The sequence below is a fragment of the Arcicella lustrica genome (assembly GCF_034930985.1).
GTDB lineage: Bacteria > Bacteroidota > Bacteroidia > Cytophagales > Spirosomataceae > Arcicella > Arcicella lustrica.
This window is the reverse complement of sequence record NZ_JAYGIM010000004.1, coordinates 194166-210460: the sequence shown is the minus strand read 5'-3', so window position 1 is coordinate 210460 and position 16295 is coordinate 194166. Positions and strand designations below refer to the sequence as shown.

The following is a 16295-nucleotide window of genomic DNA, read 5'->3' as shown; positions in this document are numbered from 1 at the left end:
TGACTCCCAAAATCATGAAAAAGAATATTTTATTGCTTTGGTTATTCTTTGGTTTAGCAGGAAATGCTTTTGCACAAGAACAGTACGCTAAGCTAAATCAATGGCTTGAAAACAATGTTGATGAAATGGGCGGGCGAGCTATTTTGATGGTGTATCAAGATGGCAAAATAGTATATAACCATGCCGTCAATCGGATGAATAATAGGCAAAAAATGCTTGGCAAATTGATTGCTTCCCGCCAAGGTAAAACAGCAGATTTTAGTGATTTTACTGCTAATTCAAAACTACCAATTGCCAGTTGTGGCAAATGGCTGAGTGCTGCATTGGTGATGACTTTTGTGGATGAAGGTAAACTAAAACTTACAGATAGCGTCGGGAGATTTCTGCCTGTACTTTCTAAAAATGGGAAAGGAGCAATTACGATACAAGAGTGTCTTTCGCATACAACCGGAATTTTATCACCAGATTTGAGAGAAAATTTGAAAGAAATGAGAGCTATCAAAAGTATGGATGAAGCCATCGAACAAATTGCTCAATATCCAATCGAAGGACAAGCTGGGAAAGTATTTCGTTACAGTAATACAGGTTTACAAATTGCGGGTGCAGTAATAGAAAAGATAAGTGGAAAATCTTTTGAAACCTTGTTTGCAGAACGCATTGCCATTCCACTAGGCATGAAAAATACTGATTTTGGCAAAGCTAAAGTAGCGTTACCCGCTGGCGGAGCAAACAGTACACCCAACGATTATATGAATTTTTTGATGATGATTCTAAACAAAGGTCAGTTTCATGGGAAGCAGATTCTTTCAGAAAAAAGTATTGCTGAAATGCAAGTTAATAGAATCACTGCCGAAGTAAAAGTGGCACATTCACCTGCTGAGGCAGGTGGATTAGGTTATGGATTCGGAGAATGGATTATGACAAATGGTGCAATTAGTAGTCCAGGATTGTTCGGTAGTTTTCCTTGGATTAATAATGACAAAAAGTACTGTGCTTTTTTAATGACCTTTTACCTAAAATCTGACAGACGACAAGAGAAATATGTTGAATTAAGGAAATTAGTTGAGGCATCAATCTAAAAAATATTTCGGTTTATTGATTCTTACCAAAAATAAAACCTCCTTTTGTATTGTCCACAAAAGGAGGTTTTTATCAAACTTTATGAAATTTATAAACCTACTACTCCGGTCACAGCTAAAGTTAATCTAATATCAGTGTTTGATTTAACTGAAATTTTGTTCAAATCTAAAGCACTTGAAAGGCTCAAGAAAGCGTTTAGCGTAGCTGATGAACTAGCATCGCCTGAAGCTTTGTAAGAAGCGAAGTGAATTTCATAATCACCTTCTTCTAAGAACGATACTTTGAAATTACCGTTTCCATCCACTTTTGAACTTGATACTGCATTTTTAAATTCTACAGAACTATCACCTTGTCCTTTTGCTTCTGTGCTTTTGTTAAATTCGCCTTTTTTATAAACATAAGCCACAACATTACCCATTACAGCTTGGTTATATCCACTCATTTGTCCTGAAATAGTACCTGTAGTCGTTTTGTTAACAACTCTGAAAGACGATTGCAACTCGCCATAAGTTACGAATGAGTAATTTTTCTTTGAGTTCTCATTGTATGTCTTGATGGCTTTTCTTAAATCGAAATCAATCATCAAATCAGTTGCTGCATTTTGCGCAATGGTAAATGGTTTAGTATTTACATCTAATGAATTTCGTGCATTACCAGAAATCACCAATTTACTTTTTGTACCATCAACTTTTGAAAGGTAACAACCCGGTGCATTGCCAAATTGGTCTTTTTCATAGTCAAAAATAAAGGTCAATTTACTGTAAGTACCAGTTTGGAATTGTCCATCTCCCAAAGTAAAGAAATTACCATTATTCAGTTCAGCAATGTTAATGGTTTTTGGTCCTTGGAAAGCATCATATCTTTTTCCGTCTAACCTTACTTCTGTAATGGTAACAAAAGCACCATTAACTTCGGCATTGTCAATTGGAGCATCCGTAATGCCCATTCTTACTTGTCCTTTTGGAGCGTTCGGGTCTTGTTCTGTCGCCTCTGGCGTTACATTTTCATCATCTTTGCTGCATGACCATTGTAAAGTAGCGATTCCGAAAGCCATTAAAGCATAAATAAGGATTCTTTTAGTTTTCATAAGACATTATAAAGTTTAAGATTTGAATGATTGAATTGGAATTTTTGCGTTTTTGGATATTTACTCGTTAATCTGTATTTCTTAATTTGAATCTGTTGTTTTGCTTAATGAATGTAAAAGAATTATGCTTGGCTGATGAAAAGCCTAGTGGTTAGAAGCCATAAAAGGAAATGGATGATTGTAAGTTGTTGATTTTCAGTATTTTGATTTTTGGTGAGGGTTTAATCCTTCACATCATTGTGTGATGAAAAATCTGAACTAAATGCCCAAGGAGTATTTTGAACTTGAAAGAAGGCTAAGGTGAAAATTGGGGAAATTGTGTAGAAATTGTGTAGTTTTTTGGACAATCCAAGAGAATATTGATTACTCAAAAAATTTAAGGTATTATGTCTCAGGATAAAACTGTTGTTAACCCTTGCGGTTACCGATTGACAATTGCTGAGATAAGAAACGGTAACCGTGAAGGTTACCGTTACATTCATGTAGCATAGGTAGTAATCTCAATTACTTTTAAAATCAGCAAATATCATTAAAAATCTATTCTTAATCTGATAGTTAAGCAATGAATACAATTTAAGAGACGTTTTATTTTTTGCAAATAATTGATAATTAGAAGTTTGTAATTCTAATTGCTAATCACTACCTAGTTTTTGATAAACTTCAATACTTCTCGATGTTTGTCCGTCAAGTATTCAATGAAATATTGACCAGAAGATAAATGTTCAAGATTAACGATGGTGAAAGTTGAATAGAGTTGTGTTTCAATTTGTTGGATTTTTTGTCCGCCTGTCCCCAAAATACTTAAGCTTGCTTTGCCTGTTGGGTGAGATACTTTCAACGATTGTTGTGCTGGATTCGGTCCAATTGAAATTTTATTCACGGGTTCTTCTTCTACCGCTAAAGGGGCACTGACTGAACCTTTTAGGACTAACAGTTTTTCACTCATGCCCGAAGACTTATGTGTAATATTTCCAGTAAAATTACCAATCAGTTTAGCTGTCATTCTTACAGCGATACTTGTTTGGGATAATTTTCCTGACGTAGATGTAAGTTTTAAACTAGAAGCCGCATTTACCCAAGTTGTATTATCCAAAGAAATTTCAAAATGAGGTGGAGGCGTCAGAATAATTTCACCCAGTAAGTTATCACCTGAAAGATTATAAGTTTGAGTATTCGCAGGAACACCGCCAATCAAATAAACAAAATCCTGTAAATTTTGACTAATGTTAAGCGTCGGAGCTGAGGCTGTTAAAATTGCTTTTACAGCTAAAGTAATCGTAGTTAAACCCTCTGTAACATGCGAAATATTTCCAGAGTAATTTCCCGCATTAGCAGTGTTTACTCTTACATAAATGGTAGTTTGGGCAATTTTCCCAGCGCTTGCTGTTAACTTCAAACTGGTATTTGAACCAAACCATGTAATCCCATCTTTTGAAATTTCAAAATTAATGGGTGCAGTAATACTCAAATCTTGAGTCAGGTTTTCACCTGTAATGGAATAAGTTTGGATAGGAGAGTTAGTCCCAGCCATAAAAGTAAAATCACTGAGCGATTGACTAACATTAAGCACTACAGGTTTCACGGCATTCAAATCTTTGATAGACCCCAAAATACTTAGATCCTTAATTTTTGCATATCGTCCCGCACTTGAACTACCCGTACTAAAATACATTCTGATAGTAATAGAATCGCCCGTTGCTAGATTGATACCATTGGCACCATTTAGGGCTAATTGATAGAAAGTAGCCGTTTCGCTAGGTTCTGAAACAGGCAATGCTGGCGTAGCAAATGCCCCATTGGCAGTATTTGGCATCGGTATGCCACTCATCAAACCGCCTGAAACATCAGCAGAATCAGTTTTAAAACCAGTTTTAGAATAAACAATGGCAAATTTTCCAGTAGCAGCAGCATACAATGCCATTTTTAAACTGATAGAGTCAACTTTTACAGCATAACCCGATGAAGCTTTAATGACAAATTGTTCATATAATCCACGGTTTAAGTTATTTCCAAAACCTCCTCCAGCAGTTGTCCATAATCCTCCTCCATCTGTTGAAGGAGCAAAAGCTTGTCCATGCAATGCTGAATAAGCAGGAATCACCGAATTATTGGAAAGGCTAAGTCTTTTCAAAATTGGTTTTGGAACGATTACTCCTTTAGCCCTTAAAGCAGAACTATCATTATCAGCAACAATCATCGACCAAAAAGCCAAACGCTGTGAAACAGGCAGTGGGTCGGTTTGGGTAGTACCATTTACCGTGATAGATTTACTAATAGCATCCGTACTTGTATGCAAAATATTTCCACTAAAAGTACCTGCTTGCGTACTATTTAAACGAACTTGAATACTTGTCGTAGCAATACTTCCATTGGTAGGCGTCAAGGAAAAATTACTTGATGAATTCATCCAAGTTTTACCAGCATTGGCAGAAATTTCGAAATTATTGGGAATCGTAATCATAAGTTTATCAGCTAAATTTTCAGCAGATAAACTATAAACTTGTGCCGCAGAAGCTTTCCCTAAACCTTGAATAAAATCTTTGGGTGTACCAACTATCGTAATTGTTGGAACGCTTGATACGGTTAAAGTATCTGAGATATAATCTTTTAAACCAGTTTTGATTCCTTTCAATAAGTAATAATAAGTCTTCCCAGCGGCTGGTGCAGCATCAGTCATTTTGAAATTAATGATGGTATCGCTTGCTGATACGGTTTCAGTCAATTTGCTGAAAGTTGCTTTGTTGTCGGTACTTCTGTATAATTCATAACGAAGGTCTTTCATCGACCAAGCAATATTCCATGTGAAAGTTGTTGGCGTAGAAAGATTTGCTCCTTTCGTTACTTTAATATTTACGAAGGCAATTTCAGCTTTTGATGGAGTGCAAAAATCTGTTGTTGTAGCACATGGATTCCAAGTGCCAAAGACCTTGGTATTATCGTAATAAGCCAAGGCATCTGCATCACTTAATTGTTTCGACCATGTTACTCTTTTACTAATATCTGCCAAACTTCCATCATAACGTTTGTTTTTGTATTCTGCATAAGTAATGATTGAAGTATTGGTTCCAGTATCCCAAGTTGACCAACCTTCTGGTTTTACAATTTTGTTGCCGTAAATACTGTTCAAGAAAACTACTTTATTTCCCTTTTTAGCTACATCTGCCGTTGAAGCATCGTTTTGCCAAGGTCTGCCCAACACGTAAGAAGTTACTCCTGTATTCGATGGCAAAATACAATTTCTGAAAATATAGCCATAAGTTTGGGTAGTGGGCGTATTGGCTGCGGTGATATAACTACCCGCCAATTTATCTCCTCGGTCTTTGGCATAAACCACACAAGAATCAAAAACAGTGATGGCACTTCCGAAGATAAAATCAACGACACCGTCGATATAACAATCTTTGAAGTATTGTCTTTTACCATCTCCATTACTCAATACAGTATCTTGTCCGCCTAGAAAAATACAGCTTTTAGCCACATTTCTATCGCCTTCTAAAGAAATGGCTAAAGCCTGTGGCGCATCGCCTGTGGTATTTTCAACCGTTAAATTTTGTAGATAGCAGTCTGCCGCTTTGATGGTTAACGTAGCAGAAGTACTTGTACCGAAAGTTCCACCCGCAGGGTTTACTTTGCCAGAATAGTCATTCCAAGAAATAATGGTTTTTGCGGCACTTTCTCCAATGAGATGAATAAAAGTTTTATTCGCAACGATTGATACTTTTTCAAGGTATTTCCCATTTTTGATAAAGATTCTATAAGCTTGGCTAGCATTTACAGGTGCGGCATCAATGGCTGCTTGAATCGTTTTAAAAGAACCAGTACCGTCTTTTGCCACTACGGCATCGTAACCCATCAAATCAATAATTACCGAACCGCCGGCAATTTCACCTGTTCCAGTATCTTTATTGATTCCATTCAGGAAGTTCTCTAAATTGGTATAACCATTTGGTGCTATCGTATTTCCATCACTAGCATTGTTAGGGTTTAAACCATTGGCAGTTTCCCAAAGGTCATCCATTCCGTCTTTATCAGTATCTTTATAAGGAGTATTCGAACCATATTTTGGAACTCCACCTACATTTTCTGGACTATCAATAATGCCTGAAGGATGCGTAACTCCCGCATCTTTTACGGTTGAATAACCAGCACCCTCATAAGTAGCCGTACCATTTTTTGTTTCACGAATAATTCTGGCATCAACAGCATCTCGTCGTGGAAGTATTGCACCAGCACTATCCAATACTGTTAAATATGCCTGTTCCGCAGTTTGAGTACGCAAAGGAGCAGTAGCAAAAGGAACACTTTGGCGTGCCGCTTTGATTAATTCGTCGGCTCTTGCATAACTATCTTTTTGTACACCTTTTGTCCAGTTATCTGCCGAAACATCTGGATAGCCGGCTACCACATTGCCATCAATATAAAACTTACCACCCCAAGTTGTATCTGTGCCATTATCTACCACAAAATTGGAGTAATTAAGCAAGCGATTTCTTTTATTGGAACTAGAACTTACGGTTAAATTTCCCGGTGTAGCTGGACCGGGTTTGTAATAATTATTCACCATGTTTATTCTGCTACCTTCGCCACCGTAAGATGAATTAATATTGCCCCAGTTGTATAATACGTTGTTGCGATAATCGACCAATTCTTCGGAAGCGTCATAAGGAATATAGCCCGGACGAGTACCCCCAAAACGTGGATTTCGAGAAGTATGATGTGCCAATAAATTATGGTGAAAAGTAGCGTTAGCACCCCCCCAAATACCACCGTAGCCGTGTTTGCCTTTATCGTGTTTTGAATTGAATAAACTTTCGCTCAGAATACACCATTGTAAAGTAAAATTACGAATACCATAAAATGAACCCGTTTCATCGATTGACCAGCTCATAGAGCAATGATCAACAATGATGTTCTCAAAAAGGTGATTCCAACTATTCATAGCGTCGTCATCTACAGCGTTGTCGTCACCAAAACGACAGCGGAGATAACGAACGATGACATCTGAGGCAGAAATATTTACGGTATAGCCAGTGATACAAATACCTTGACCTGGAGCCGTTTGCCCAGCAATAGTAATATTGTTTTGTTTAATTTGTAAACGACTTTTTAGCTTTATTTCTCCAGAAACTTTAAAGATGATAGTTCGATTGGGCTGACTGATGGCATCTCTTAAACTTCCTGCACCTGAATCATTGAGATTGGTTACTTCATAAACCGTTCCGCCTCGTCCACCTTTTGCGAAGCGTCCGCCACCTTCGGCAGTTGGAAATGCTAGTTGTTGAGCCTTGATTGTGAAAGAAAAAAGCAAAAGGAGTAACACAGGCAAAAAAAAGCTTTTTTTGCCTTTACTTAATCGTAAAGAAGTTTTCATCGGATTTTATCAGGAAATATATTTTCCGTTAAAAAGGTTAAAATGCTTAGTTCCCTTTTGAAAAATATTAAAGAGAACTAAGCAATTGATTGAAATAGAGGTATTTGGGTAAAATATTTTTTATTTTTTATCCCATTTCTGTACCCAAGCAGGGTAATCGGTACTTAAAAGTTTAGCTGGCCAAATGCCATAATAAGCATAACCAACACGTCTTTCGTTTTCAATTTCAGCTAACGTTGCTCTAGGTACGCTGTCTCTGCCTGTAAAGAAAGGTACATTCGTTTCAGTATTATAAAATCTTGCCCAAAGTGTTGAATTTGGGTCTGCTTTTACCAGACGGTCTTTACCTTTTGGCAATGAAGGGTCTTTTACTTCTTCAATTTTGATTCCTACTAATTTTACTGAATCAAGCCAATTAACTGCTGCTTTTATTGCTTGTTTAATTTCAGGAGAAGGATTATCAATAGCCATTAAAAAAGTGACAATACCCACCGTTTCAGCACCACTTAGCGAAGGCAATTCAAATTTACGGGCTTTAGCTGGGAGTAAAGTAACACGGTCGTGTTGTGCACACCAAGCTGTTAACTTGCCATTTTGTTTGTATTGAGTATTCAAGATACAAGTAATTCCTTTTTGAACGGCTGCTTTAGCCAAAGGTCTTAATGCAGGAGAAACAAGCTCAAAATCATTCTTAGCATCGGCAGTATTTTGCATTACTTTCATCACATCCATCATTGCATTATCATTATAAGTAATGTGCTTATGATAGCCAGAAGTATCAGGGAAGAATTGTCCCCAGCCACCTGCTTTATTTTGGGCTTCCAACAAATACTTGATACCTTTTTCGGCAGCTTGTAGATAGGCTGGATTTTGTGTTTTCTTGTAGGTAGTTACTAAAGTATTGATTTCGTTTGTGGTAGCTTTATCGTCGATAGTGGTATCATAAACCTTTTTTTCGGACAATAATTTTGCTCGTAAACTTTCTGAAATTGTTAATTTGTAATTGATAGCATCACCACCCGGTTGAGGCCAGCCTCCATTATCTCTTTGGTACAAAAGCATTCTTTCAGCAACAGAATCTTGTGGATAAGCATTAGCCTGAACACTTTGCGTGATTTGAGCACTTTTACAGGCAAGTATTTCAAAACTTACCAAACAAGTTAATAAGAGGAAGGTTTTTTTTGACATAATTTTTGAGTTCAATTACCTCATCCCAACTCAAATGGCGGTTATCGTTGGGAATGAGGTATATTTTAATCTTGTTTATTTTCAATAATAAGCTATTTTACTCTCCAACGAGGGTCACCAGTATCTTTACGACCAGGGAAGCTAGTATCTTTGAAATTGAAATTTAAGCCAGTATAAGGACTTACCCAAAGTTCTGATGCTTTTTTGGTATAAGTAAATGAAGGCAAACCTGAGATTTCAGTTCCTGCAACATAAGAGAAGTCTCCTGTTGTATAAGTATTCAAAACAGTAATGTTGGTAAGGTCTAAACCAGCAGATTTCCCACGAACAGCCAATACGGCAGTTACTGCTTGATCCCAAGCATGTCCCCAAATACAGTTCGAAATTTTAATACCATTCGTTACGTTACGTAAACCAGCCGCACCACGCCAGTTGAATAATGAACCACTGTTGGTGGCTACTTCACTTAAAGTACAGTCTTCAATCAATACTGAATTTGAGTTTTGACGAGAAGTCAAGAAGATATTGATTTTACTAAAAGTACTTTTTTGGAAGATGATATTGTCAACAGCTGCATTACCAGCACCATCAGTATCAGTCGTTAAAACGCCATAAGTACCAATTTGGTGAATAATAGAGTTTTTGATAATGAAATTAGTAGCAAAGAATTTTCCTCTAATACGTAATAATCCACGCATATTCGAAGCAATACAATTATCCAAAGAAAGTTCTTTCACCGTTGTTAAAGTAGCGATGTTTGGATTGAAAATATAACTTCCACCGATGTCTGCTCCGATAAATTCGATATTGCTGAATCGGATATAATCTAACGTAACACCTGTTGCGATATTTCCACCACCAGAAGTAGTAATAATCGTTTTTTGTTCGCCAAAGCCATAAGCACTTGTTATTGTAACAGACTTTGCAAAATTGTTAACAGGCATGGTGTAAGTAGCACCTTTTTTCAAAACGATAATTCCACCTTCTACTACATTCAACAAAGCAGTATTTAATGCAGTTGGGTCGTCGTTTTCTGATAAGTCAATTACATTCGGGCTACTTGTATCTACCGCACGGCTGATTGTTGTAAAATTATCCCAACCTTTAATCGTACCATCAGCAGCATAAATGGCTAATTGATAAGTAGTGAGTGGATTTAATTTGCTAACAATCGTACTGCCAGCTTTTTGGTCAGCTTCTGAAACATTGTATTGTGCCAAAGGAGTAGCCAATTTAAGATCGGTTTTGGCAAATACTTTTACTTTTGCTACAGTTACACCGCCTGTTGTCCATCTTATTCTAGCAGCGACATCAATTACATCGGCTGCTGTAGGAGTAGCCATAATACTTGGGAATTTTTCAGTTTTTACGCTTCCTAAATCCGACACTTTACTATCCAATTCTACTTTAGCAGCATGTGCGATGGCACGTACTTGATAAGTAGTATTCCAATAAAGTGATTCACCTTTCAGCAAGGTTTCATCAACAATAACATAATTGGTATCTACTTTAAAAGTATAATCAGTTGTTTTGAAAGTATCTCTACTAACTTCTACAGTATAGCCTGTTGCTGCTTTGATATTTCCCATGTTTACGATGATGGTATTATTTTTAGCAGAAAGTTCTTTATTTAAAACGGGTCTGAAAAGACGAGTTTCAGCCGTGATTTCCTCTTCAGGTTTGCAAGCAAAGAAAGCCACTAAGCTCATCATTACAATTGCGAAACCTTGTTTTATATGTGTTTTATTCATGAGTATTTCTTTGTTTAATTATGAATTAGTGAATTGTGAGTTAGTAAATCATTCATCGAAAATTCACTAACTCATCACTTATACATTCACCTAAAATTGGTATCCATCATTCACTAATTTACCTTGGCTATTTGTAATGGCTTCTGCTGGAATCGGGAAAATGTATCGAGCAACTCCCGGCACTGGTCCATTATAATATTTTTCCCAATCTTTGTTAATCCAATCTTGGTAAGTAGTTGCTGTAGGTTTTAAGCTGGCAAGAAACGACACTCTCGTCCAAGTAGCATCAGGTGTTCCCACGTATTTACGACTTGGATTTAATATTTTGAAATTGCCACTTGCATCTCTTTTCCAGTACATATAATCAGGTAACTCTGAATATTTCCCTGAACCAGCAAAAGCTGCATCTGCCATTTCTTTAGTCGTTGCTACAAGTTCTTGCGATTTTTTAGCATATAAATTCCAACGGATTAATTCATATTTACGAATCATTTCACCACCAAATTCCCAAGCTCTTTCATTGACGATTGCATCAAAAAATGTTTGTTTACTTCCCGAAATGCTTGTTAAGTAGTTAGTTACTTTTTCTGGCCAATATTTTGAATCGAAAGCACGTTGACGTACTCTTCTTAAAGCATCTTGTGCAGTAGCTGTTGGACCATTCAATTCGTTTTCAGCTTCAGCCAACATTAATAAAACATCAGAGTAACGTAACATTGGCCAGTTGATACCTGTTCCTTTGGCTGTAGAAGCACCAGGAGCTTTATCTAAAAACCAACGACTCCATTTGCCTTGTGCGATATTCATGGTACTATTTACAAAAACGGCTTGCCCGCTTGTGTTGATTTTGTATAAGGCACAAGTAACATCACGGCGAATATCCAATGTATCAAAAGAGAAATAATAAGTTGGAGGAATTGCCATGTAGTTATTTCCTGAACCGTAACTATGTGCCGCAGTTGTTCCACCGTCAACAGTAATTCCGATGTTCCAGCCTACGTCACCATTTCCATTGGCGAATGGTATTTCAAATAAAATATCGCTGTTAGTTGGTGTTACAAATTTTGATTCATTCAAAAATACTTGTCTGAAATCTGTTGGTAAAGCACGGTCTTTCAGCGTAATTAATTTCTCTGAATATTCTTTCGCAATTTTATAGTATTCTAAATAATCAGATTTACGTTCCATCGCTAAAGAAGGAGTAAGATAATATCCACCTCTTTGTAATGCTAAGCGAGCAATCATTCCGAGTGTATATTCACGGTTTACTTGTTCAATACCATAGCTAGTTTGGTCAGCCCAAGACATTTTTCCTTCAATATCAATCAAATCTTGAATTACTTGTGTCAAGATAACATTGCGGTCTTCTTTCGGTAAAAAGAAATCGTTTCCAGCTTTTGGTGCAAGGCGAACATTTGGAACATCTCCAAAATAAAACGTTAACATACTGTACCAATAAGCACGAATGGTATAAGCTTCGCCAAGCATTTGATACATTTTTTTAGAAATCGTAGCATCCGAAGATTTAAGAGCGGCACTGGCTTCAATGCCTTCAATGGCTACATTACAGTTTCTGATAGCTGTATAGGCGGCATTCCACGTAATACGTAAATCACTGTTGGTAGCAAGGGCGCTTAAATCCCAGATTTGATAACGGTCTGCTGAACTCGACCAGCCACTTTGATGCTCAATGTCGGTATTACCCGCCATGTTATTTGAAAGTCTTGAACGGAAGGCATCTTGCCCGAAAGATTCATAAATGGCATTTACTCCTTTACGAGCATCGTCCACGTTTGAATAAATATAATTCGTATCGAAAGTTGATAATGAATCTGGTTCTAAAAAGTCTTTGCAGGATGTCATAAATATTGACAAGGCTGCGAGCATCAGTAATTTCTTTTTCATAATTATTATTAATAACTGTTCGCTTAAACGTTCAGCTATATTTATGTTGATTATAGATTGCTTTCTTTACTTAAAAAGTAATGTTAACACCAAAAGTATAAGAACGGCTTCTAGGGAAAGATGAATAATCTACGCCAGGTGTTAAGCCAGAATAACTACTTCTGGTAGTACTTACTTCTGGGTCATAGCCAGAGTATTTCGTCCAGAGATAAAGGTTATTACCTGTTACATACACTCTAAATTGCGACATACCAAGTTTAGAAATCCAGCTTTTTGGTAAAGAGTAACCAATGTTTAAGTTGTTTAAACGGATGAAAGAACCATCTTCAACTGCCCAGTCGCTGATTAATGTTTGCGAATCGCTAAAACCAAGTGGCGACCAAATGTTTTTATTCGCATTTAGTTCTGCCAATTGCGTTAAGTCAGTTACGATTTCTCCCGGAGTACCAGTGTATTTTCCGTCAACGTCTAAATAAGTAAAGCGATTTTCAAGACTCATGGCATCTGTAAGGTTTCCATAAGTAACACGGCGGAATTGGTTGTACTGAATTTTACCAGTGTTATATACATCATTTCCATACGACCAGTTGAAGAATATCGAAGCGTCTAATCCTTTATAACGACCATTAAAGCCGAAACCACCTTGCGCTTTTGGAAGTGTATTTCCGATAACCTTACGGTCAAGACTGTTTACTACGCCATCGCCATTAATGTCTTTTAATTTGATAAAGCCCGGTCTGATAGCCGAATTTCCAGTAATTGAAGTAGAGTTAATCACTCCTTCTTTTAGGATATATCTTCTAGCGGTAGCATCGTAGCTTGCGAAATCATTGGTTGAGTAATAACCATCTGAAACGTAACCATAAATATCTCCCAAAGTACCACCAACTTTTACGTAGAAATCGTCTTGGTCACGTAAATCAGTACTTGCCCAGTTCGATTGGAAGAAACGTTCCGTCGTTCCATCAAGTGCTTCTACTTTCGCTCTGTTCATCCCGAAGTTGAAGTTGGCAGAGAATGAAACATCAGATTTATCAATGAAATAACCTGTCAATGATAATTCAACACCTTTGTTTGAAGTACTACCTACATTGTTCCATTGTCTAGTAAAACCAGAACTTGATGGAATGGCAGATTGAAGTAATAAATCTTTAGTAACGTTTTGGTATAAATCAATACTTCCGACTAAACGTTGTTTGAAGAAAGCGAAATCTAAACCAAGGTTTTTATTAATAGTTGTTTCCCAAACCAAATTAGGGTTATATAAAGTAGTTCCAGTTGGCGCATAATAAACGTTATCGACATTGCCAAAACCCGGTCCACGAAGTGTTGTCGCTTCAAACAAGAATTTTGTTGCAGTAGCATCAATACGGTCGTTACCAGTAGCACCATAACTTGCACGAAGTTTCAATTCATCCAAAGCAGTGATGTTTTTGAAGAGTTTCGTTTCAGAAATTTTCCAACCTAAAGCCAAAGCAGGGAATAAACCTACACGGTTTTCAGCACTGAATTTACTTGAAGCATCCGCTCTGAAAGTAATAGCAGCCAAGTAACGGTCTTTGAATTGATAATTGATACGACCAAAACCAGAAACACGATTCACATTAGTAACTTCAGCAGTAGATTGGCGGTCGGTACGTCCGAACGACATATTGGCAAAAAGTTCTTCTGGCGTAATGGATGCTCTAAAATCTTCAGTACGAATAAAACTTTGATTACCGCCCAAAGAATATACTTCATGTCCTAATAAGAAATCAAGTTTATGCAAACCCAAACCAGACATTTGATAACCCAATGTATTTAACCAACGGAAAGAATCTACTTCATTTACGGTTTTCTCGCCGATAGGTAAGCTACTTCCGTTATTGAAAGATTCTCCAGTTAATGGGCCATAATAACGTAAGTTTTTATCGAATGATTTAGAACCTGTAATGGTCGATTTTAAATTAAGGTCTTTAAGAATTGACCAACTTAAACCAGCATTAAAAACATAGTCTTGCGTAGTTCTTTTACGCCAGTCTTGCGATACTAATTTTTTAGGATTTACAAGTGCCAAAAGGAAAGAAGCAAAATCATCATCCGTTCCAGCACTGCTTAAATCAATGTCTAATTCATCAGCAATACCGTTTGTTGGTCTTGTTTGAACAGCATCTTTAATATTAAGTTGTGCAGAACCAGAAGTTCCAGCACCGTCAATGATAGTATTCGTAATACGAGCGGAAGCATCAAACTTCAATTTCTTTGTAATCGTTTGATTGATTTTGAAGTTGATAACATTACGATTATACCCCGAACCAGTAAGTAATCCTTGGTCAGTATTGTTCGTCAAACTTAAGCTCATTGTTGTGTTTTCGTTACCACCACTAATGCTTAAATTATGTGATTGAGTAGTACGTGGAGAACCGAAAAGTTCGTCTTGCCAGTTGGTTCCTTTTTTGTTTTGGTACAAATCGTAGTCGCCATATTTTCCAAAAAACTTCTCCATGTTGTTCACATCGGCATTCGTTTTTAGTTTAGCTCTTTCATAATTTACCAAAACGTATTCGTAAGGAGAAAGTACTTTATAGGCTCTGTCAGAAGGCAATGTTTTGAATTGCATAAAACCGTTGTAAGAAACAGTAGTACGACCCGGACGAGGTTTCTTCGTGGTAATTACCACAACGCCATTGGATGCCTGAGCGCCATAAATTGCTGTAGCCGCTGCATCTTTTAAAACGTTGATGCTTTCAATATCTGAAGGTGGTACATCTTTGATACTGTTTACAATAAAACCATCTACCACATACAAAGGCGAATTATCTTGTGTAAGTGAACCACCTCCACGTACACGAATCACCACATCTGCATCTGGAGAACCATCTGTCGTTACTACACTAACACCAGCCATTCTACCCGTCATCGCTTGTGCGGCACTGGTGATGGGAATATTTTTTAAATCTCTAGCCGACATACTTGCTACCGAACCAGTATTGTCGGTTTTCTTTACCAAACCATAACCATCACTTACTACGGCTACTTCTTCAAGCATGCTATTGTCTGGTGCTAGTGATACATTGATTTCTGTACGACCATCAACGCTTACTTCTTGTGTTTTCATTCCGATGAAAGAAAAAACTAAAGTGGCACCTTTGGCTACCGAAATACTATATTTTCCGCTAACGTCTGTCGTTGTTCCAGCGGTAGTCCCTTTTACTTTTACTGTTACGCCAGGAAGTGTTTCACCTGTTTCTGAATCCACCACTTTACCTTTAACAGTAGCGTCGGCGGCGATACTGGGCATGGACGTTTCAATTGTTGATGAGGGAAGTACTATTTTTTCCTCAACTGCAGACATGGGCGTTAATATGATGGCATTATGCACAACTTTATAGCCGATATTAAGCGGAGGTAAGAAACGGCTCAATACATTTTTCAGGCTTTCGTTGGTAGCCGTCAAAGTAAGATTCGTTGCTTGCGAAATAATGTTTTTGGAACTAAAAACAAAAGGTACTCCCGATTCCTTCTCCAGTTCTTTGAGTACACCTTTAATCGTGCTGTTTTTTATAGAAACAGTCACGGTTTTGGCTAAAACTTCCTGTGCTTTGGCTTCTTTGGCATACGATGTCACCATGAAAGCTACAGTAATGGCCAACTGAATGACAGTCATCCTCATGATTTTGAAAAATGTTGTCTTAATAAATTGTTTTTCCATAAATTTGCTTTGTACGATTTTGTGTTTGAAATCTACATTACTCTTAAATCACCTAGGAAATGATTGGGGTAATTTTTGGGCTTGGGTGCTGGTAACACTTCAAGCCCTCTTTTTTTATTGAAATTGTATTGGTTGAAAATAAAATACTTAGTTAAATCTCTGCTAAACAGGATGTTTAAATATGAGTTAAAATGCTATATGTCGCTATTTTAATTTAAAAAT

Annotated in this window: 7 protein-coding genes; 1 reads left to right on the top strand and 6 read right to left on the bottom strand. The window is 37.2% G+C overall.

Translation table 11 applies throughout. The features are described from left to right. Positions 1-14 precede the first annotated feature (14 nt). Positions 15-1079, top strand: a complete 1065-nt coding sequence (locus VB798_RS06405; RefSeq protein WP_323257130.1) for a serine hydrolase domain-containing protein — start codon at positions 15-17, stop codon at positions 1077-1079. An 89-nt stretch (positions 1080-1168) separates the two neighbouring features. On the opposite strand, the gene VB798_RS06400 is transcribed toward VB798_RS06405, so the two are convergent. The 6 genes from VB798_RS06400 to VB798_RS06375 form a co-directional block, all read right to left on the bottom strand. After that, the gene (locus VB798_RS06400) at positions 1169-2167 is read right to left on the bottom strand and encodes a DUF4382 domain-containing protein (protein WP_323257128.1); all 999 of its coding nucleotides are present in this window, start codon (positions 2165-2167) and stop codon (positions 1169-1171) included. 643 nt (positions 2168-2810) lie between these two features. Beyond that, positions 2811-7538 (bottom strand): pectinesterase family protein, encoded by a 4728-nt coding sequence (locus VB798_RS06395; protein ID WP_323257126.1) that lies wholly within the window; start codon positions 7536-7538, stop codon positions 2811-2813. A gap of 120 nt (positions 7539-7658) precedes the next feature. Then, the gene (gene pelA, locus VB798_RS06390) at positions 7659-8726 is read right to left on the bottom strand and encodes a pectate lyase (RefSeq protein ID WP_323257124.1); all 1068 of its coding nucleotides are present in this window, start codon (positions 8724-8726) and stop codon (positions 7659-7661) included. A gap of 92 nt (positions 8727-8818) precedes the next feature. After that, the gene (locus VB798_RS06385) at positions 8819-10477 is read right to left on the bottom strand and encodes a DUF5123 domain-containing protein (protein ID WP_323257122.1); all 1659 of its coding nucleotides are present in this window, start codon (positions 10475-10477) and stop codon (positions 8819-8821) included. Positions 10478-10567: 90 nt separating this feature from the next. Then, positions 10568-12382 (bottom strand): RagB/SusD family nutrient uptake outer membrane protein, encoded by a 1815-nt coding sequence (locus tag VB798_RS06380; RefSeq protein ID WP_323257120.1) that lies wholly within the window; start codon positions 12380-12382, stop codon positions 10568-10570. Between the two features lie 70 nt (positions 12383-12452). Then, positions 12453-16028 (bottom strand): SusC/RagA family TonB-linked outer membrane protein, encoded by a 3576-nt coding sequence (locus VB798_RS06375; RefSeq protein WP_323257118.1) that lies wholly within the window; start codon positions 16026-16028, stop codon positions 12453-12455. Between the last annotated feature and the right edge of the window lie 267 nt (positions 16029-16295).